We start from the raw sequence: 17,609 nt of genomic DNA on the forward strand, positions 1-17,609 counted from the left end.
TATCTCGACCGGAAAACTCCTCTAACGCCTTGAACGGCAAGGATATTTTCGGGGTTTGGAAACCCGTTTCCGGGTCAAAAACGAGCTGTCCCGCAAAGGCCAGACTCAGCACGATCCGCTTGTCGGTCAAATCACCATTATTCCACAATTCCAATGGGTTAGACAGAAACCGGATAGGGGTTTGTAAAGTTTCATCATAATCCGGCAGAGCGGTGCCGCACCGGGCGATTTTCTCAGCCAGCACCAGCTTCTGGCGTTCAAGTTCATCCACCTTGCGCTCATACGCGCCGATGACGGTCGCGTTCTGGGTCGCAACGATACGCTCGACAAGCTGGCCAATCTGGTGATCGATGGCGGTTTTCTCCGCCTCTATCGTCGCAGCCTGCTCTTTCACGGAGCGGGCGCGGTCATCCCAGACCTTGCGGAAGATCATCGACACGAGGCTGACCAGTTCCGTCCGAGGGGTCAGGGACCGCAGCAGATCGGTGAAAGCCTCTTCGATCATCGCCCGCCTGATCGACTTGCCGCTGCGTTCACAGCCGCGTTGACGGCATAGATAATACGCAAACTGCCCGCCATGCCGCCCACGCGCGAAGCTGGCCGTCATAGGGTGGCTGCAACAAGAGCAGGCGACATGACCGCGCAGCGGAAACTCTGCGTTGAGATCAGCGCGATTGGCCGTGCGGGCATTGCCTTTCAGCAGTTCCTGATTGCGCTCGAATGTCTCCAGCGAGATCAACGCTTCGTGATGGGCTTTGCGGAACGATACATCCCATACCTTGCTTTCAAGGTATCCGGCATAGACCGGCTGGGTAAGGATGCGGTTGGCCTGTTCGTTCGTCAGGACGCCATGCCGGGTGACGGGGAAACCCGCATGGGATTCCCAGAAGCGTTTGACCTCGGCTTGTGAATTGAACCGCCCGGAAGCGAAACCCTCCAGCCCTTCGCGAATGTACGAGGCGACTGGCTCGTCAGGCACGAGGATACTGCCGCCCCCGGACGCCTTCTGATAGCGGTAGCCGATTGGGGCGAAGAACACCCAATAGCCGCCCAGCATCCGCGCCCGCATCCGGTTTTTGGCCTGCTCGCCATTCTTCTGGCGCTGGTGCTGCGCCACCGAGGCCAGCAGATGTTCGACCAGAACGGAATCGGAGTCTTCGCCGAACACGAGGGACGGGCTTTCAAGCGTCCCGCCCGCCTTGGCGATTTCAACGCGCAGCTTCTTATGCGCGTCCACATCGCGGGCAAGGCGGGAAATGTCGTCAATTATGACGACTGGGGCATCCTTTCGATTGGCCCGCACATAAGCCAGCATGTCTTTCATGCCGGGGCGCGTGAACAGTCCGCCGGTCTTCTTGTCGGTGAACACCGCCGCGATGTCATAGTTGCGGAACCCGGCATACTCACGGCAGCGGGTTTCCTGACTATTGAGACCATTGCCTTCCCGGTCTTGCTTCGGGTGGCTGACACGACAGTAAATTACCGCCTTCTTTGAGGTTTTTTCAATCATGGCAAATCATGCCCTATGTATTTCTGAGTATTGATCGCGCCCTCTATTTCGAGGGAAACAGCCTCCCCTTGGGGATCGGAGGCGATCTTAGCATGGCCTGACCTGCCGGAAAAGCACGGATTTGCACGGTCTTTCAAGGAAAGCTGTGCCGAATGAATACCGAATGCTTGATCCACGAAGGAGCAGACTATATTGAACACAATCCTGATCACGTCGTCTTTCAGATCATCAGGCACATCAATGCTGTCAACGCACTGACGATACTGTTCCATATCTTGTGTCGAAATAAGCGACACGGCATATCCCTCTGCTGCAATAGCAGCGCCCCTGTATTGGGGCGCGGGGACATCAATTAAGCCGTATCCATCTCATCTCTGGGAGAAACGCCTTTTCTCCCGCGCCCAATCTTCCACGACGCTTCACGTCATTCAGGAAGACCTACCACCATTATACAATTTCCAGTTGAGAGATTGCAAATATTGCAATCTATTCTCAATTGGCCTCACCCTTGTGCAGATCGCGCACATCGCCAATCTGATCCTTCCACGGATCGACCGCATAGAACGGCAGGCGGTCGCAGACGAACAGCGACGGGATTCCGGCGACCTTGATAATCTGCCGCCCCGCGCCAACGGCGCGGATATCCTCGCTTTGCAGAACGGCACGGCGGGTTTCACCGCGATTGTTTCCTGCTGACTCCACGGCACCGCCGCCGACATTCTGGCCATGCGTGACGATGGTGCGGTTGCCCGACCATTTTTCCACGTCACGCAACAGGTCGGGGTCTTCCACCCCCGTCATGGTGAAGGCCATCGCCTGATCCTCAAACTCTTTGACCGCCTCCCGCGACCAGCGGGATTCCATCGAGAACCGCCCCTGTGAGAATATCCAGAGCTGAATACCGCGCCCGCGATAAAGGCGTAAGGCTTTCAGGATCGCTGGCGCGGGCGGAAGCTGGGGGAACTCATCCAGCACGAAACAGGTTCGGATCGGCCCCGGCTCCCGCGCAATGGCCTCAATGGCATAGTTGACGATCAGGCTGATCCACGGGGCGATCACGCCCAGCTTTTCAGACGGCGTGATGAGATACACGGTGCAGGGTTCGTGCTTGAGCCGGGCGAAATCAAACCCGTGTTCGCGCGTTGCGCGTTCCAGCGTCTTGCCCGGCTCGAATGGGGCCAGCGCCTCGATTGCATCCGATTTGTAGGCTTCAAACTGCTTAGGGGCATCCATGAAGGTTGCCCGCAGCGCACCGGCCCGGCGGGCGATGCCTTCTATCCCGCAGGTTTCCATCATCGAGAAAGCAAGCTCGGTATCTTCCGGCGGCGCATTCACGAAGCGCCAGAGGCCGCCGAGATTGCATGAGGACGGCTCGCAATGCGCCAGATATTCCATCCGGGTCGCCAACAGGCGCAAAGCACCTTTCCGAACCCATTCATTGCCCCCCGCCTTTGGCGCAGGCGGCAGCAGGATTTGCGCGATTTCATCGGCCTGGGTATCGATCTCAAAGCCGCCTTTCACGATGTCCACCAGCGTTTGCAGCGGGTTTATCGGGGTATCCGGCAGACCGAGCAGCCCGAACGGGTTGAGATAGATGCAGCGTTGCCCCAGCGTCTCACTGCGATGATGGTGGCTGGCAAAGCAGTTTTCACCGTCCTTCACGTCCACGACCAGCAGCGAGCGGTCGCGGACATGGGCAAGGTTGGGCAGTATCCAGTCGCGCCCCTTGCCGGAACCGGCGCGGGCATAGCTAAGGAGCTGGCCGTCGCCTGCGAAGAAGAGCGCCCGCCCGTCCAGTGCGCCGAGGAAGAGGCCGGAGGCATCGAGCAGCCCCGCCGCCGACGCATCCTCTATCGTGGCCAGCCGACCGTCGCCGAGCTTCCCGGAAGGTGCGGCGGTCGCCATGACATACTGCTGCCAGGCGGCGTAGGCGCGGCTTTCCTCTTCGCGCTCGCGCCTGTCTGCCTGCTGCGCAGCACCCAGCAGGCGGATGAGCCCGTTGGCCATCGTTTCCAGGCGCACGTCACTCATGTCCTTCGCGCGGATCGCGGCTGATACGTGGCGGCGGCGGGATGACGATGGGCTTGAGCTTGTCGAGATCGGCCCGCACCGCATCTGGCGACGGCAGGCCGGTATCCCAGCCTTCCACATCGACGGTAATCCCCTGCTGGATGGAGTCATCCAGACGATCCCGCAGGCGGGCCGAAGTTTCGTCGGCGTAAGCTTGCAGATTTTCCGAGATCGTCGGATCGAAGGGCCGGAACAGATCGGCACCGAGCTGGGCAAGGTTCACCAGCCCGGAGCTGCTGTCCTGCTGCTGGCGCTTCTGCGACAGCACCTGACGGGAATAATCCTGCTGGATGCGGGCGGTCGCGTCCGAGAACAGCCGCGCCCGATCATAGGCCGCCTGATAGTTGGCGACCACGGCCTGCACCTGTCCCTGATAACCGACCTGCTGCTGAGCGATGCTGATCTGCGCCAGCTGAATCCATGCATCGTATCTGGCCTGAGTTTCCAGTTCGCGGGCGCGGATTTCAGACGCCATCCGCCCCTGATACCCGCCCATGATCGCGGACGGCTTGTAGTCGGGCGGCGCTAAAGTTTCCGTGCCGAACAGGACGCAGCCGACAAGCAGAGCGCCCACCATCATGTTCGCGCCTGCCGATACGATCCGATTGCGACGCGGCGGCAATGCGGGCGGCAGCGGCTGATAAGTTGGTGGCGGTGGCGGCAGTGCAGGCACGATGTCCTGTTGCGCCGTCCCGTCGTTTCCGTAGCTGATTTTCATCGGCGTTTCTCCGGCTTGATGGATTGCCGGAGGAAGGAGAGCAGAGCCGAAGCCCGAACATGGGAGAAACGCAGCAAAAAGCCGTGGCGGTGAGGCCACGGCTTATCAAAAATTCGCAGGGTCAACGGGCGCGAAGGGCGGCGTCGATCCATTGCAGCCGATGCGCGATCTTGTCCTGAATAGCCTGCCTGAACTCCCGCGCTGGCCATGTGCGGAAATCGCCCAGCCATTTGCCGGTGTCATCGCCGACGATCACGGAGAAGTCGGGAACGTCGGCGGCATCGACCGGAGAGCCATCGGGATTGAGGAAGCCGGGTTCATAGCGGCTGATCCGGTCTTCGATCAGCTTGAGCGACCCGCGACGGGAAAGCTCCATTCTGGCCACCTTCTCCGCAAGGGCTTTGGCAGCTTCGGGGCTTTTGAAATGCTCGACCGGCAGAAGCTGTACGGGCGGCAGGCGGGAAAGGGTGATGAGCCGAAAGAGACGGCGACCGGAGGCGCGGGCCGACGAGAACCAGCCCCGGACAGTCCACAACCACAGATGAAAACGCATACCCTTTCTCCTCATGATTCACGCGCGACTCATGATGGAATCAACTTAGCCGAAAGGTGGGAAAAAGGTTGGAAGCCGATCATGCGCCATCTTGCCCCTCGTTTTCGCGCCTATGGATCAAGGGTTGCGAAACAGAGGCTTTGAGAGCCGCGCCGCCGTCGTGATCGACGTGCGAAGGCGCGGACAAAGCCAACCGTTTCGGCCCCTGTGATCCGTCGCGTTCCGAGTGTCTGCCCTGTCGCATGATCGGGAACGACCCCGGCCAGACACACAAGGAGCGAGCAATATGACGAACGACGAGAACCCCTTTGGATTTTTCAGCAGCCCAGCCAACAAACGGAAGGTGAAACCATCGAAGCCTAAGCCGGAGGTGATCCTGCATGGCCGACATGGGATGATGCCTGCCGACGAGTTTCAGCTTTTCGGCGAAAAAACGACCTACGATGAAAACGGCACGGTGACAGCGACGGCGGAGTTCGTGGCAAAGGGCTGGCACTTCCATTCCTTCTGTGAGCGCCAGTATGAGGACGGCAACAGCTTGGGCAACGGGACGTGGATCATGTTCGCGGAAGATGTCATGTTCCGGGCTGGCGAAGGCGTGTGGCTGATCCCGACGCAGTGTATGAAAGCGCCGCGTGTGGAGATACGGCGGTAACAGCGGACGGGCGGCGACAAACTGCCCGATCCAAAACGGCGTTAGCACGTACCGCAAGATGTGCGTTTGTATTACAAAGTTCCGCCTGCGGCGGCTCTTTGCCAAACGCATATCTTGGCAAGAGAGACCCGCTGCGCGTCTCCCGTTGCATCCCTCCCGGCCAACCGGCGCTCACCTGTCCCCCGTTCCCACCCAGCCAATGCCGCCAGGCTAACGCCCGGTGCATGACATAGGGTCAGGGGGACTATTCGCGCCGGAGCAACGCATGGCCGTTGCATCGCCAGTCAGGCAGAGCGTTCCTGCTCCCCGACACCCCATGACCAAATGGGCGCATCGCCGCCCCTCTGGACACCCTCGATCAGGGAGACTTTCGCCTCTCCCCTGAACCCCATCGACCAGCCGTATGCCGACTGGACGCGCACCATGTCACCGCACATGGAGACGGGCAAAGGGCCGTCAGCCCTTGTGCAATCCCGACCAACCGTGCGCCAGTTGGATGCCGCGTACTGAACACGAGGGTTAGTCCCATGCCACTTCACAGGCGAGAAAATCCCGAATGACGAAGCGGATGCGAAGCCCGTTTTCCACAGACGTCCGATAGCGATAGCGCGCTTCTTGAACGACCAGCCACCCTTCATCATAAACATCGTCGCCAGCTATGATAAGTCGGTTCATGGCGCGGCTGCCAAGCTCGGGCCAAACGGCAAGTTCGCCACTCCAGCCTTCAAATGTTTCGCGCTCACCTTCATTCATCATGGCAAGCGGCTTGATGAAAACGTCAGTGGGATCGTCAAGCCGAGGCTCGTTCATTTCATAGGCGGCATGGCCACGGGCGAGTTTGACGACGACATTGCGGACACGCGCATAATCGACATCAAATATCACGCCACCGTCCACCGAACGCCGCGCCGCCCGAAGCAGGGCTGTTATGCTGGAATTGCCTTCCATCAGGCGAGCGATTTTCGCTCGCGACAGGTCTGTCGGCTCAGCCGAGCCAGCCATCACGCATTCGAGCAGGCAGGCCATGTATGCTTCGTCGCTGGAGAAGCCATTATTGCAGCGCAGGCAAGCAGGCGATACGCCGAGATCAGCCGGGTATGGCTCATCCAGAAACACCCGTGACGGTGTATGATCGCGTGACTCATTTGGGCCGCCGCAGAAAACGCACCATCCCTTGTTCCGGTTGTCGCCGAAATTTTGAACCTTCGCCATGCTGCTACGCTTGATCGTCGAGGAACGACCGCAGCCGATCTTTCAGATGTTCACGATTGCCTAGCTCACACTCCCAGATCGTCGCGACAAGCCAACCATTCGCGGTCAGCCCGCCTGTGGCGCGAGAATCGCGCGCACGGTTTCGCTCGATCTTCTCCCGCCAGTATTCTGCGTTCGCCTTGGGCTGCCTCGCTCCGCGCTTGCAGTCATGCCCGTGCCAGAAGCAACCATGCACGAAAACCACGCGCCGACGAGCGGCGAAGACGAGATCAGGCGAACCGGGCAAATCCTTGCGGTGCAAACGATAGCGATATCCCATGCCGTGTATTAGCTTACGGACGATCATTTCCGGTTTGGTGTCCTTCGATCGCACCGCACGCATGGTGCGCGACCGGAGTTCGTCAGGCGTCGTCATCGCCTTCCTTCTCCACTGACGCGGCGCCGCCAAGCGCCTCATAGCGACGGTGGGCAAGCCATTGCAGACGTAAAGCCTGCGTCAGTAGCACGCGCCGCAACCCACCCTGCACTTTGCGTTCCGATATGACCTGCGCCAAACGCGATATGATGAGGGCGCGACGTGCGATCCGAAAATCGGGGTGGGAACGAAGCTCGTGAACCCGTTCGGACACGATCCTACCCCGCAGGGAGAGTGGCGCTGTCACAGCGAGCTTCCCTGGCGGGGGGTCTTTCTCGTTCAGAATGGCCTTGAACTGCGACCGTTCGACCGCTTGCTCAGTGATGAGCCGTTCCAACGCATCTAGGTGCTGGCGGGCAGTGGAGTCCTTGCCAACGGTTTCCTGAAACTCGGCAAGCGGCCAAACTTCAATCTCGAAAACCTCGAAGGGGTCGAGAACTGACATGGCGACGGCATCGGTACGTTGATTGGTCAGATGGCGGCGAATGCGCGTCCGCAGCATTTCATTAGTCTGGCCGACATAGATTGGCTCGCCATCGTAGTCGAAAAAGGCGTAGACGCCCCATTTGTAGTTCCCCACCTTTCGGGTGACGCCTGTGGCATCTTCAAAGGGGGTATCGAGAAAACGCGCCAGATTCGCGCGCAAATCCTCGGTTTCAAACGGCGGAAAGTTAACAGAATCAGGGTCTCTACTGGTCATCCGAGAGAGAGTATCAGACTCGACGGATCGCCGTCATCTCCGATTCCTGCTGCACCACGCCGCCGCGTCGCACCGTTGTTTTCCGCACCAGCTCGCCGCCCTTTCGGGCGATGTCGAAATCGACGTGATGCAACTCATCATCCCGCCCCAGGAAGCAGGCATGAAAAGCGGTTAATAGTTCAACATTCGCAAGAGGCTGAGCGGGCGCGTGAGGATTGGCGATTGAGGGAATTGCCGCAGGCAGGAGATAAACGCAGGCGGGCGGAATGCGGAACGGGCCGAGATCAGTGGCACGGCTGGCATCCAGAAGTTTTGGGCATGGCCTGCCAATAGTGCCGCAGACCATATCCCAGATGACTACACCATCGACGCGCTGGTTGCGCGAAATCATTTCGGCGCTCAGTCGAGTATGAATACCCGACCAAGCGTTCTTGCGCGGGTCGGCGCCGGGATTTGTGCAGATGCTCCAGATTACGAATTCATCCGCATTGGCCGGGCGCTCAAAAATGTTGGTATTGTTGCCATCAAGGCAACCTTTGAGATCGATGATCGCCGTTCGCCCGCTACTCAATCGAACGATGTAGTCGTTGCGATTGGCGTCTTCCGTCAAATCCCATCCGGCGATGAAGCCGCCATCTTCCATATGATTAAGCGCGTGCTGCGCAAATTCGCGCTTGCCGCGCATCGTCGCTGAGAACTGGCCGCGAACGCGCTCAACCGCCCCCCGGAAGAGACCGGAATTGTAAAAATCCTTCTCATCCAGCCCGTGATCGCCCAGCTTGTGGGCCTCTGTTTTCAACACTTCGGCGAACCGCTCGATTTGATCGCGCAATCCCTTGTTTTGTTCACATGGGATTACACTCACGCAGCCTCCCGTTCTTGAGCGGATAAAATGCCCAGCAGCGGTTCCAGCACATGACTCGCCAAATGTCTAACGACAGGAACGGCTACGCCATCACCAGTGAGGTGATAGGCTTCATTATAGTTCCTCGGCAGCTTGTATTCATCCGGCAGGCCCATCAGGCGCGCGGTCTCCCGCGACGAGATGAGGCGTGAACGCACCGTCGTTCCATCAATTACGATGATCGTCTGCCGACTTGATCCACCGGCAGGGGTGCGCAGGCACCCTGCGACATCATCAAAACGCACTTCGGCGCGTTGAACCTTCACGCCGTTCTGGTCGAACCGGGTGCGCTTGTAAACACCGCCCACCATACGCCGCTTTGACCGCTTTGCCGCCGTCACCTTGGCCAGATTTAGCGGCGACATCATACCCAGCAATTGCTTTGTTTCGGTAGGCGTATGCCAGACAACGCTTGCAGGATTTTCTTCAATGATATCGGCGAAGGTCGAATTACGATGTGGCGGCGTCGGGACGTTCCACCACAGCAATGCGTCCTTTGCTGACTCTGAAACGCCATCGATGGCGTTGCACAGGCCGCGCGTATGGAAAGGTTCAATAGGGCCGGGAGCCAACAGGGCGGGATCAATCTCAACATCGTTGTGAACGCCGATCACGAAGAGGCGCGGCCGTGATTGCGGCACGAAAAGAGCGGCGTTGAGAACAAGAGCGCCATAGCGATACCCAGCATCGGTGAAGGTCTGGCAGATCGCCTCGAAATCCTTGCCGCCATGAGAAGTCAGCGTCCCGCAGACATTCTCCAAAGCGATAATCTTAGGCGCACGTCCATCGGCGATCAGCCCCTTAATGACATCCCAGAACGGATAGAATGTACCCGAACGCTCGCCTTTAAGGCCAGCGCCCCCACCGGCCAGAGACAAATCCTGACATGGGAACGATCCCCAGATGAGATCAGCGGTTCCGGGCAGATCGGCAGCGCGGATCTGCTTCACATCGCCAATCTTAAGCTCGCCACCTGTTCCCCAATTGGCCTGATAGGTCAGGCCCTTCTTGTGATCAAAATCATTGGCGAACAGGCACGTCCAACCCGCCCCCAGCCCGGCCCTTGCCATGCCGCCACCGGCGAAGAACTCGTAAAAGCTAGGCATTCGCCACCTGATCTTGTCCCGTGGCGGCGCCAGCATCTCGCGCCAATTTCTCTTCGATGGCTTCCGCAATCCATGTGTTTCGTGAAACGTTTCCCGCTCTTTCCGACCGCGCGTCATCAATGGCCTGAAAAGTCTCCCCTGAGAGGCGGAGATTGATCCGATCTAACGGACGGACTGTGGTGGTTCGGGCTTGCTGTGTCATGGCGCCATTATGGCGCCACATCCGAATCGTGTCTAGCCATGTTCTCTACTTGTTCCATTTTATTTCGTGGCGTGCAACTGATGCATGATCGACATGCACCGACTTCCTTCCCGCTAATCCCTGAGATTCAGCCGCGAACATGCCGGACGCAACCGCCGGTCAACAGGCTGCCCGCTCCATTCGCTGCGCTCCCGTGTTCTGACACCGAAGGAGATCGGCGTCCTGAAAATCGCCATGCAGATGCCGATGAAAATTCCGACTGACAGGCAATGTACGGTGCTTCTCGATACTATTGAGAAGGCACGCGCAGAGGACGTGGCGCTCGACCAGGCAGGCTACGAGTGACGACCTGCGGCCTCGTCAGACCACCATTTTTCGATCTCCGTCCAGAGCCATTTCTCTTTTGACAGAGCTTCGTTAATTTGCGCGATGTCGGGTATGGGACGAAACTGTGATGCCAGTTCTTCGGTCTCCCGCCTCGCTTTCTTCCAATCGGACAGGAGCGTTTCCCAACGGCGGTTCCAATAAGCGAATGGCCGCTGGTCGGGCGATGAAACTTTGATCAGATGTCCTGACGAAATTTCGGTTTCACCTTTGGCATTATCGTCCCACTTTACCTTCACCCGCCAGCCCGCCGGAATAATCCCGCCTGTTCGGGGATCGCCGCCGACATACGGCCCTGATGCGCCGACAACAGTGCCGAAACCAAATGCGCTATGATCCACGCGGTCCCCTTCTTCGAAGGGGCAGGCTCCCTGATCCATCGTCATCTCCCAATTCACTTGCTCGAATAGTATAGCTCGTCTCGTTCCATATTCTTGCCGATGAACCGGAATCCATGCACACAAAATCTGTCCAGCCATTTTTCGGTTGATGGACACACCGTCGTTGCAGGCGCGGGCCATTGCCGCTCCTTCCCGCCGATCCCTGAGATGTAAGCCGCGAACATGCCGGACGTGAGCCGCCGGTCAACAGGCTGCCCGATCCATTCGCCCCGATTGCATCGAAGCTCCCGTGTTGCCTGTTCCGCCCGTGCCGGGCTGACCGGCGGCTTATCCCGTCCGGCCTTTTCCTTCGCGTCCTCAGAAATCAGCGAAAGGAGAACGGACATGACCAGCTTTCAGACCAACCGCATCATCCACGGCGAGGCCGCCGCACAGATGGCGCAGATGCCCGACCGGAGTATCGACCTCATCATCACCGACCCTCCCTATCTGGTCGGCTACCGCGACAGGCACGGACGCACCGTCGCCAACGATCAGAACCCGGACGGCGTTCTCCCCGCCTTTCCACACATGCACCGCGTCCTGCGCGACGACAGCTACATGATCCTGTTCTGCGGCTGGAGCGCCATCGACAGTTTCAGCACCGCGTGGACGCAGGCGGGTTTCCGCACTGTGGGCCAGATATTCTGGCGCAAACCTTACGCATCCAGCGCCTGGCACACTGAATGCCGCCAGGAATCCGCATGGCTTCTGGCCAAAGGCTTCCCTGCAAAGCCGGTCGCTCCGATGAGCGATGCGCAGGAATGGGTCTACAGCGGCAACCGCTTTCATCCGACCGAGAAGTCGGTCGATATTCTCGCGCCGCTGGTGCGGGCATATTCCCGCCCCGGCGGGGTCGTGCTGGACCCCTTCTCCGGCTCCGGCAGCACATCCGTGGCTGCCATGCTTGCGGGGCGGCAGTATCTGGGTATCGAGCTGGATGAGAGTTATTGCAGCCATGCCCGCAACCGGCTCGACGGTGCCGCCCGCTACAGGAGAAAGGCGGCCTGAGCGTCCTGCCTCAAGGCCCGCCAGAGCGTCACACGGCTGACGCCGAGGCGGGAAGCGATCCCGCCGACCTTCTGGCCCCGCTCCAGATCGGCCCGCACGGCGGCCAGATCTGACCGTGACAGTTTCGGTTTGCGGCCAAGCGTCTGGCCACGCTGGCGACGGGCCTGCAATCCGGCGCGTGTCCGTTCCGATATCAGGGCGCGTTCAAATTCCGCCAGCGCCCCCATGATATGAAACACCAGCCGCCCACCGGCGGAACCGGTGTCTATCGCCTCGGTCAACGAGGCGAGGCCGCAGCCACGGGCTTCCAGATCGCCCGCCAAAGCGAGCAGATGCGGCAGCGACCGGCCCAGCCGGTCGAGCCGCCACACGACCAGCGTATCGCCACGGCCAAGCGCCGCCAGCGCCCTGTCGAGGCCGGGCCGGGCGGCAATCCTGCCCGATATGCCGTGATCCTCATGGATGCGGACGCAGCCCGCAGCAATCAGCGCATCGCGTTGCAGATCAAGATTCTGGTCGTCGGTTGAAACCCGCGCATAGCCCATTTTCGTCATCGCTTCCGCTCCTTTTGAGGAAGGAGCGGGCGCTGCGGGCAGCCGGAAAAAATGTTGCGGAAACGCTCATTTGCGCAACGCGCGGAGCGGCGGGCCAGCGACAAGAAGAAATGACGGATCAAGCAGTCATAAATAAGGCTATCAACCATCTAAGATAGTATTGAAGATGCGTAAGGTTGAAGTGCAGATTTTGCGTTGCTCATGTTAAGTATATGAGCGTATCTGAAACCAGTTAGTCAAGATTTCACTCGATTTTCCTGATCGATTTTGTACCGTGCCATCCCGCGCATTCGGAGCTGCGAGAGGTCAACATGACGGGTGTTGTTGAATACGGTTTCAGGCACGAGACAATCAGGTGTGTCAGGATCGCCCTCGTTTGCGGGCTGGTCGTCGGAGCGGCCCTTGCGCCGCCGCCCGCCCATGCGATGGAGGAGCGCAAATGCCTGCCCTTCAACCAGATGGTCGCGGAGCTTCGCGCCGAGGGTCAGCACACCATCGTTCAGGGCGATAAGGTAGGGCTTTTCGATAGTGCGGGCAGGCCCGCAACCGTCAATACCCCGAAAAGTCTCGTTATCTATACCAGCAACGGCACCGGCTCACGCGGCTATGAGGTCGGCGGCGACCGGGCGGTGGCTGGCCGGATGCCCGGCCAGCTCTGTGTCCGGGCGACGCTCGCCAACGTGCAGTTCCACAACGCCGCCGAACGCACCATTCCGGCATCGTGGCGGCTTCCCAATTCGCTGACCCGCGAACAGGTTCTGGCCGAAGCGAACCGGCGCGGCGTGACGCGCACGGCGGACTACAACGGCTCGCTCGATCAGGGCGCGAGCCATGGCGCATACCCCGCCATCAAGGCCAGTTTCGTCATCAACGGTCAGGTCAGCAGCGGCTTTCTCGACGTTCGCATGTATCCCGCCACGGGACTTGGCGCGTCAGCCACCGTCGCGGCGACCGGCTTCTCGTGGCAGACCGATACGCTGGTGAACATGGGCTATGGGCAGTTTGCCCTCGATACGTTCAGGCAACGCGCCCAGCTCGCCGCACAGACACCGCGCAAATAAGCCCCGCGTCAAACGCACCGGCTGCACCAGCCGGTCTTCCATGCCAGCCGGAGAAGCCCATGTCGGAAAAGCCCATGTCGGAGCCGTTCTCGCAACTCACCTTCCCCGACAGGGAGCAGGAAGTCCGCGCCATTCTCACGCGCATGTTCATGACCGGCAGGCATGAACACGACGATCCCGATCAGCTCTGGATGCGCCTGTGCGATCTTGTCGGACTGGATCAGGCCTGCCTGCTGGCCGGTGGGCACCAGATGGACAATCCCGACAAGTTCGACGTGATCTACGGCCAGCATATCGACGCGGCGAATGGCGGGTCGATCATCGCCCAATACCAGCTTGGCGCATATTATGCTGCGCGTCTGCCAGCGACCAACGGGCCGCGCGACGCGGATCAGGCGCGGCACTGGTTCAAACGCGCCGATGGCAAAGCCCATGCCAATGAGGGCGTCATCTTCGGCCTCGCGCACTGGCAGCAATTGGCGCGGGAGGCGTTGGCCACGCTGGACGCAGACCCGGAACCGGCGTTGACCGCACCGCCAACGACGCCCCCGGCGATAATCCCAGCGCCGTCGCCAGCGCCGCCCCGCGCAACCAATCCGGTCAGCAAATCGGGAGGAACATCGGATAAAAAATCAGCCATCGTCCAGTTCATGGTCACACTGGTCGCGGGGCCGCTCGGCCTGTTCTATTCCAATATCTGGCTGGCGATCGGCCTGACCCTCGCCGCGATCCTGACGGTCGGCATCTTCTATGTGACATGGCCGCTGATATGGCTGGTGGCGAACATCGTCGGCCAGATCGAGGTCGCGCGGTACAACCGGGCGCAGGCGGCCTAGATCGAGAAGCTGGCCGCCCGTGTCCGGGCGGCCTCATCGGCGGCGGACAGCAACGCCGAGGCATCTTGTGTAGCCGCAGCGGCGCCGGTGGCGGCGCTTCCGAATGCTGGCCTGGCGGTGGCCCGGTCAGGGCGGGCTTCCGTGTCGTCAGCGAAGGTTGTCGCGCTCCCGCTGGACTGCGAGGCGGTTGAATCCGCAGATGCAATAAGATCGGTCCTTGCGTCGCTTACAGCCGCCATCTCTGCGGAGTTGGTCCATTTTCCGGTGTAAGCCTGCGTTGCAGCCTCATTCGGGGTTTGCAGTTCAATGGACAGATCGCTCGCCGTTTTCGCAACCGCGCCCACGGTCGGATTGGATTTCACTTCCGCGTCCAGCTCGCGCAACCGCTCGTTCTCCGCGTCGGTTCGCTGGCCCGGCGGGATATTTTTGAGCTTGGCCCATTCCGCATAGGTGTCGATAGCGCGGTTTGCCGCCGTATCGGTCAGCGTCGGATCGTCCTGTTTCATGCGGGCGATCACCCCGGCGCGGAAGGTCGGGTCGCTGGTCAGGCGCTTGCCCAGCTTACCATGTTCGGCAACTGTCAGCGTGACGCCGCCAAGGGCGATCTGCTCTTGCAGATAGGCCAGTTCCGCCATGCTGTCGCGGAAGGCGTCGCTTTCCTGCTCTTCCTCTTTGCGGCGCTCATCCGCTTCCGCCGCCGTCAGTTGCGTGCCGGATTTCTGGCCCGCCGTGGACGCATCGAAGGCATTGGCAAAGAAGTCATCGGCGCTGAAAGCGAATGCGCCACGCGGCGCGTTGTCGCCGCCATTATCAGCTCCGTTCAGGATCAGGTCGAGGCGTGGAAGCCCTGTTGCCGCTATATAGACCATCGCCCCCCACAGGCCGTGTCTCATTGTTATCCTGATACAATATCAGATCATGGTTAAAAAGTTATTGAGTTATGAAAATGCAAGCGCGGCAGCGAACAGGCCGGGCGGCTCTTTCTCCCAAGCGGCAGCTAAAGCCGTCCTAGTCTTCGTTCCGCGCGGCAATCCCGCCGCACGGGAGAAGGCCAATGAAGACCATGATTGCCGCCGCCGCCGTCATCTCCATGACGGTCGCCATCGCCCCGGCCAGCGCCGAGACGTTCCGCATGGAATGCGCGGCCGGACGGCCATTGCTGTCCGCCAATAATCCGCTGGGCGCGAATGAGGGCAGCGACGCCATCCGCGTCACCGGCCAGATCGACACCAGCCGGGGTGGCTTCATCATCCAGACCGTCACCGGCACGAACATCGTCCGCACCGGATGGTCGCCGTTCACCAGCTTCGATCACCTTGGCCCGGCTTCCAAGATCGACTGGCGCGGGGCCGATGGTCAGCCGCGCTATTACGCGATGCAGCTCCGCACGAACGGCGGCGCGTTCTGGCTTGCCGGTTATACCGAGCGCAGCGGCCGCAGGGCGATGGAGTTCTATCAGGGTTCCTGTCGCATCCTCTGAAAGCGGCTGCCGCTGCTATGCGATCCAAGGGCGGGGCGAAAGCTCCGCCTTTTTTGTGCCTGTCCTGCCGGGTTTCGGGGTCTTTCGTGGAGTGACGGGAAATCGCCCGGCGCGTCCGCCGATCAATGTCCTGCCCGCGCCAGCGCAATCGCGCCCCGTGTTGAACATTCCCCTGCGGTGATCGGCGGCCTCAAGCCGCCGGTCGGGTTGCTCCCCGTCCACGAGACGAACCCGAACCAAGGAGCAGATCATGATCGACACAGACAATTACGAAATCTCCACCACCGACTGGAACGGCATCACACTGGAAATCCGCTGGCAACCCGAATGGATCAGCTACGACGATGGCACCGGCTTCGCCCACCTTGAAGTCGAGAGTATCCCCTACGGCACTCCAATTCCCGTCAGCGAGACCGGCTACAAATCGCATTTCGTTCATTCTGAAGCCGTCAACCGTCTGGGCGGCCCGCTGAACTACGTCGAGGCGTGGCTGGCACAAGCCGCACGTTCCCCGAAATGGCAGCAGGCCGATATGGCACGCCGTCAACTGGCGCTCTTCTGAGCGCCAGCCTTCTTCCCACCGGCCCGCGCCGCGCCGGGTAGCCTTCTGTTCCACGCAACAGGAGGCTTTAATGGCAGAGATCACCCCCGGACGTATCCAGCACCTCAAGGGCGAGGTGATGGACGAATGTTACCGCATCGCGGGCGACCTCGGCCTCGATATGGAAGGCGAAGCGATCCGGCACGGCCTGTTCACCCCGAAACAGGTTCCCGATGCCTTTGACGGCTTCCCGCCACGCGTGTCACTGACGCGGCTGGTGGATTTCATGTTTACCTTGCGCGAACACTACAATTTCCGCCTGCCCGACGAAGGGCTTATCCCTGATGAGCCGTATCTGCCGTTCGAGGAAGGTGATGACGATGACGGTATCCCGTGGTGACTTGGCGTACCCGTCGCTACGATCCATCGCATGAGTCGAAAATACGCAGACCTGACCGCCTATCTTGAACAGCAGAGCGGCGGTCACGTCACGCTCACCTTTGCCGATGTGGAGAAGATCGTCGGCTTCCCGTTGCCATCCAGCGCCCGCAAGCATGGCCCTTGGTGGACGAACTCGCCTTCCAAGGGGCGGCACAACGAGGCGTGGCTTGCCATCGGTTGGGAGACGACCGACCGCAACATGAAGGGCCAGACGATCACCTTCCAGCGGTCAGGTGCGGCACCCACCGATGCGGGCAAAATCGAACGGCCTGCCAAAACACCCCGCGCCGCCAAGGCGGTGTTCGATCCTGCGTCACTCACCGAAACCGACCTTGCCGCCGATTGTGCCGTGGCGCTTAATCTCAACTGGAGACGGCTTGGCGCGGTCACGCTGTCCGATACCGGAAAGCTCACCTTTCCCGCCGCACCTACCGAGGCCGGACTTTACCGGCTGATCGTCCGCACCGGCAATCGCACGAACGTCTATGTCGGCGAAGCGGTCAATCTGAAGCGCCGCTTCGGCAACTACCGGCTACCCGGCAACACCCAGCAGACCAGCCTGCGGATCAACGCCCTGTTGCACGAGGCGCTGGGTGGCAGCGGCGCGATCTTCGTTGATATCGCCTATCAGGATATCGGCCTGACCATCGGCGGCGTTCTGGTGGAAGCTGACCTGGCCGATAAGGCCGTGCGACGGATGATCGAGCAGGCAGCTATCGTCGCCCACGGCGGCATCGATGTGGAAATGCTCAACCGTTAGGCCGGATCATCCGGCGTTCTCTGGCAGTGCCGGGACATCCCTTTGGCCTCTGATATGGGGTTTTGACCCGTTGCGCGGGCGATCAATGCGGCTCGCTTCCTGACGTGCAGCTCCGC

Annotated in this window: 20 protein-coding genes and 1 pseudogene; 8 read left to right on the forward strand and 13 right to left on the reverse strand. The window is 60.3% G+C overall.

The window, feature by feature from the left end; genetic code table 11:
- Positions 1-532 precede the first annotated feature (532 nt).
- The 5 genes and pseudogenes from KRZ98_RS24520 to KRZ98_RS05225 all read right to left on the reverse strand — a co-directional run.
- Positions 533-1,510 (reverse strand): annotated as a pseudogene (locus tag KRZ98_RS24520) (recombinase family protein); the annotation flags it as partial.
- On the reverse strand, positions 1,507-1,782 hold the full coding sequence (locus tag KRZ98_RS05210) for a hypothetical protein (RefSeq protein WP_217672607.1): 276 nt from the start codon (positions 1,780-1,782) through the stop codon (positions 1,507-1,509). The gene KRZ98_RS05210 and the pseudogene KRZ98_RS24520, both read right to left, overlap by 4 nt.
- A gap of 220 nt (positions 1,783-2,002) precedes the next feature.
- On the reverse strand, positions 2,003-3,541 hold the full coding sequence (locus tag KRZ98_RS05215) for a type IV secretory system conjugative DNA transfer family protein (RefSeq protein ID WP_217672608.1): 1,539 nt from the start codon (positions 3,539-3,541) through the stop codon (positions 2,003-2,005).
- Positions 3,534-4,298 carry a hypothetical protein gene (locus tag KRZ98_RS05220; RefSeq protein WP_217672609.1) on the reverse strand — a complete coding sequence of 255 codons (765 nt, stop codon included), beginning with the start codon at positions 4,296-4,298 and terminating at the stop codon, positions 3,534-3,536. The genes KRZ98_RS05215 and KRZ98_RS05220 overlap by 8 nt, the downstream gene beginning before the upstream one ends.
- A gap of 121 nt (positions 4,299-4,419) precedes the next feature.
- Positions 4,420-4,851, reverse strand: coding sequence for a hypothetical protein (locus tag KRZ98_RS05225; protein WP_217672610.1), 432 nt, complete (start codon positions 4,849-4,851; stop codon positions 4,420-4,422).
- 286 nt (positions 4,852-5,137) lie between these two features.
- On the opposite strand from KRZ98_RS05225, the gene KRZ98_RS05230 reads away from it, so the two are divergent.
- Complete coding sequence (locus KRZ98_RS05230; protein WP_217672611.1) at positions 5,138-5,506, forward strand: hypothetical protein; 369 nt, start codon at positions 5,138-5,140, stop codon at positions 5,504-5,506.
- 519 nt (positions 5,507-6,025) lie between these two features.
- Here KRZ98_RS05230 and KRZ98_RS05235 read toward each other — a convergent pair.
- The 6 genes from KRZ98_RS05235 to KRZ98_RS05260 all read right to left on the reverse strand — a co-directional run bounded on the left by KRZ98_RS05235 (position 6,026) and on the right by KRZ98_RS05260 (position 10,950).
- Positions 6,026-6,718, reverse strand: coding sequence for a hypothetical protein (locus KRZ98_RS05235; protein ID WP_217672612.1), 693 nt, complete (start codon positions 6,716-6,718; stop codon positions 6,026-6,028).
- A 4-nt stretch (positions 6,719-6,722) separates the two neighbouring features.
- Complete coding sequence (locus KRZ98_RS05240) at positions 6,723-7,133, reverse strand: very short patch repair endonuclease (RefSeq protein WP_217672613.1); 411 nt, start codon at positions 7,131-7,133, stop codon at positions 6,723-6,725.
- Entirely contained in the window at positions 7,120-7,833 is a 714-nt protein-coding gene (locus KRZ98_RS05245; protein WP_217672614.1) for a GIY-YIG nuclease family protein, read from the reverse strand. Before KRZ98_RS05245 ends, KRZ98_RS05240 begins: the two co-directional genes overlap by 14 nt.
- A gap of 13 nt (positions 7,834-7,846) precedes the next feature.
- Positions 7,847-8,698: a hypothetical protein gene (locus tag KRZ98_RS05250; protein WP_217672615.1), complete on the reverse strand. Its 852-nt coding sequence runs from the start codon at positions 8,696-8,698 to the stop codon at positions 7,847-7,849.
- Complete coding sequence (locus tag KRZ98_RS05255; protein WP_217672616.1) at positions 8,695-9,843, reverse strand: DNA cytosine methyltransferase; 1,149 nt, start codon at positions 9,841-9,843, stop codon at positions 8,695-8,697. Before KRZ98_RS05255 ends, KRZ98_RS05250 begins: the two co-directional genes overlap by 4 nt.
- A gap of 537 nt (positions 9,844-10,380) precedes the next feature.
- Positions 10,381-10,950 carry a hypothetical protein gene (locus KRZ98_RS05260; protein ID WP_217672617.1) on the reverse strand — a complete coding sequence of 190 codons (570 nt, stop codon included), beginning with the start codon at positions 10,948-10,950 and terminating at the stop codon, positions 10,381-10,383.
- A 204-nt stretch (positions 10,951-11,154) separates the two neighbouring features.
- Here KRZ98_RS05260 and KRZ98_RS05265 point away from each other — a divergent pair, with 204 nt between their 5' ends.
- Positions 11,155-11,820, forward strand: a complete 666-nt coding sequence (locus tag KRZ98_RS05265) for a DNA methyltransferase (protein WP_217672618.1) — start codon at positions 11,155-11,157, stop codon at positions 11,818-11,820.
- Here KRZ98_RS05265 and KRZ98_RS05270 read toward each other — a convergent pair.
- Complete coding sequence (locus tag KRZ98_RS05270; RefSeq protein WP_217672619.1) at positions 11,799-12,374, reverse strand: recombinase family protein; 576 nt, start codon at positions 12,372-12,374, stop codon at positions 11,799-11,801. The two genes, KRZ98_RS05265 and KRZ98_RS05270, sit on opposite strands and share 22 nt — an antisense overlap.
- A 425-nt stretch (positions 12,375-12,799) precedes the next feature.
- On the opposite strand from KRZ98_RS05270, the gene KRZ98_RS05275 reads away from it, so the two are divergent.
- Positions 12,800-13,435 (forward strand): hypothetical protein, encoded by a 636-nt coding sequence (locus tag KRZ98_RS05275; protein WP_217672620.1) that lies wholly within the window; start codon positions 12,800-12,802, stop codon positions 13,433-13,435.
- Positions 13,436-13,494: 59 nt separating this feature from the next.
- On the forward strand, positions 13,495-14,271 hold the full coding sequence (locus KRZ98_RS05280) for a hypothetical protein (protein WP_217672621.1): 777 nt from the start codon (positions 13,495-13,497) through the stop codon (positions 14,269-14,271).
- On the opposite strand, the gene KRZ98_RS05285 is transcribed toward KRZ98_RS05280, so the two are convergent.
- On the reverse strand, positions 14,268-15,164 hold the full coding sequence (locus KRZ98_RS05285; protein ID WP_217672622.1) for a hypothetical protein: 897 nt from the start codon (positions 15,162-15,164) through the stop codon (positions 14,268-14,270). The two genes, KRZ98_RS05280 and KRZ98_RS05285, sit on opposite strands and share 4 nt — an antisense overlap.
- 161 nt (positions 15,165-15,325) lie before the next feature.
- Between KRZ98_RS05285 and KRZ98_RS05290 the strand changes: the two genes are divergently transcribed.
- The 4 genes from KRZ98_RS05290 (at position 15,326) to KRZ98_RS05305 (ending at position 17,493) form a co-directional block, all read left to right on the forward strand.
- A complete protein-coding gene (locus KRZ98_RS05290; protein ID WP_217672623.1) occupies positions 15,326-15,751 on the forward strand; it encodes a hypothetical protein in 426 nt (141 codons plus the stop codon).
- Between the two features lie 250 nt (positions 15,752-16,001).
- Complete coding sequence (locus KRZ98_RS05295; protein ID WP_217672624.1) at positions 16,002-16,313, forward strand: hypothetical protein; 312 nt, start codon at positions 16,002-16,004, stop codon at positions 16,311-16,313.
- A gap of 70 nt (positions 16,314-16,383) precedes the next feature.
- The gene (locus tag KRZ98_RS05300; RefSeq protein ID WP_217672625.1) at positions 16,384-16,692 is read left to right on the forward strand and encodes a hypothetical protein; all 309 of its coding nucleotides are present in this window, start codon (positions 16,384-16,386) and stop codon (positions 16,690-16,692) included.
- A gap of 30 nt (positions 16,693-16,722) precedes the next feature.
- On the forward strand, positions 16,723-17,493 hold the full coding sequence (locus KRZ98_RS05305; RefSeq protein WP_217672626.1) for a hypothetical protein: 771 nt from the start codon (positions 16,723-16,725) through the stop codon (positions 17,491-17,493).
- The last annotated feature ends 116 nt before the right edge of the window (positions 17,494-17,609 follow it).

The sequence above is a fragment of the Sphingobium sp. AS12 genome, from assembly GCF_019097845.1.
Taxonomy (GTDB): domain Bacteria; phylum Pseudomonadota; class Alphaproteobacteria; order Sphingomonadales; family Sphingomonadaceae; genus Sphingobium.

Bases quoted from the DNA above. Each gene is read 5' to 3' on its own strand.
- KRZ98_RS05290 (WP_217672623.1), top strand. From the start codon at position 15,326: ATGAAGACCATGATTGCCGCCGCCGCCGTCATCTCCATGACGGTCGCC.
- KRZ98_RS05305 (WP_217672626.1), top strand. From the start codon at position 16,723: ATGAGTCGAAAATACGCAGACCTGACCGCCTATCTTGAACAGCAGAGC.
- KRZ98_RS05215 (WP_217672608.1), bottom strand. From the start codon at position 3,541: ATGAGTGACGTGCGCCTGGAAACGATGGCCAACGGGCTCATCCGCCTG.
- KRZ98_RS05275 (WP_217672620.1), top strand. From the start codon at position 12,800: ATGGAGGAGCGCAAATGCCTGCCCTTCAACCAGATGGTCGCGGAGCTT.
- KRZ98_RS05285 (WP_217672622.1), bottom strand. From the start codon at position 15,164: ATGAGACACGGCCTGTGGGGGGCGATGGTCTATATAGCGGCAACAGGG.
- KRZ98_RS05270 (WP_217672619.1), bottom strand. From the start codon at position 12,374: ATGACGAAAATGGGCTATGCGCGGGTTTCAACCGACGACCAGAATCTT.
- KRZ98_RS05245 (WP_217672614.1), bottom strand. From the start codon at position 7,833: ATGACCAGTAGAGACCCTGATTCTGTTAACTTTCCGCCGTTTGAAACC.
- KRZ98_RS05280 (WP_217672621.1), top strand. From the start codon at position 13,495: ATGTCGGAAAAGCCCATGTCGGAGCCGTTCTCGCAACTCACCTTCCCC.
- KRZ98_RS05210 (WP_217672607.1), bottom strand. From the start codon at position 1,782: ATGGAACAGTATCGTCAGTGCGTTGACAGCATTGATGTGCCTGATGAT.
- KRZ98_RS05260 (WP_217672617.1), bottom strand. From the start codon at position 10,950: ATGGCCCGCGCCTGCAACGACGGTGTGTCCATCAACCGAAAAATGGCT.
- KRZ98_RS05220 (WP_217672609.1), bottom strand. From the start codon at position 4,298: ATGAAAATCAGCTACGGAAACGACGGGACGGCGCAACAGGACATCGTG.
- KRZ98_RS05230 (WP_217672611.1), top strand. From the start codon at position 5,138: ATGACGAACGACGAGAACCCCTTTGGATTTTTCAGCAGCCCAGCCAAC.
- KRZ98_RS05300 (WP_217672625.1), top strand. From the start codon at position 16,384: ATGGCAGAGATCACCCCCGGACGTATCCAGCACCTCAAGGGCGAGGTG.
- KRZ98_RS05265 (WP_217672618.1), top strand. From the start codon at position 11,155: ATGACCAGCTTTCAGACCAACCGCATCATCCACGGCGAGGCCGCCGCA.
- KRZ98_RS05240 (WP_217672613.1), bottom strand. From the start codon at position 7,133: ATGACGACGCCTGACGAACTCCGGTCGCGCACCATGCGTGCGGTGCGA.
- KRZ98_RS05255 (WP_217672616.1), bottom strand. From the start codon at position 9,843: ATGCCTAGCTTTTACGAGTTCTTCGCCGGTGGCGGCATGGCAAGGGCC.
- KRZ98_RS05225 (WP_217672610.1), bottom strand. From the start codon at position 4,851: ATGCGTTTTCATCTGTGGTTGTGGACTGTCCGGGGCTGGTTCTCGTCG.
- KRZ98_RS05295 (WP_217672624.1), top strand. From the start codon at position 16,002: ATGATCGACACAGACAATTACGAAATCTCCACCACCGACTGGAACGGC.
- KRZ98_RS05235 (WP_217672612.1), bottom strand. From the start codon at position 6,718: ATGGCGAAGGTTCAAAATTTCGGCGACAACCGGAACAAGGGATGGTGC.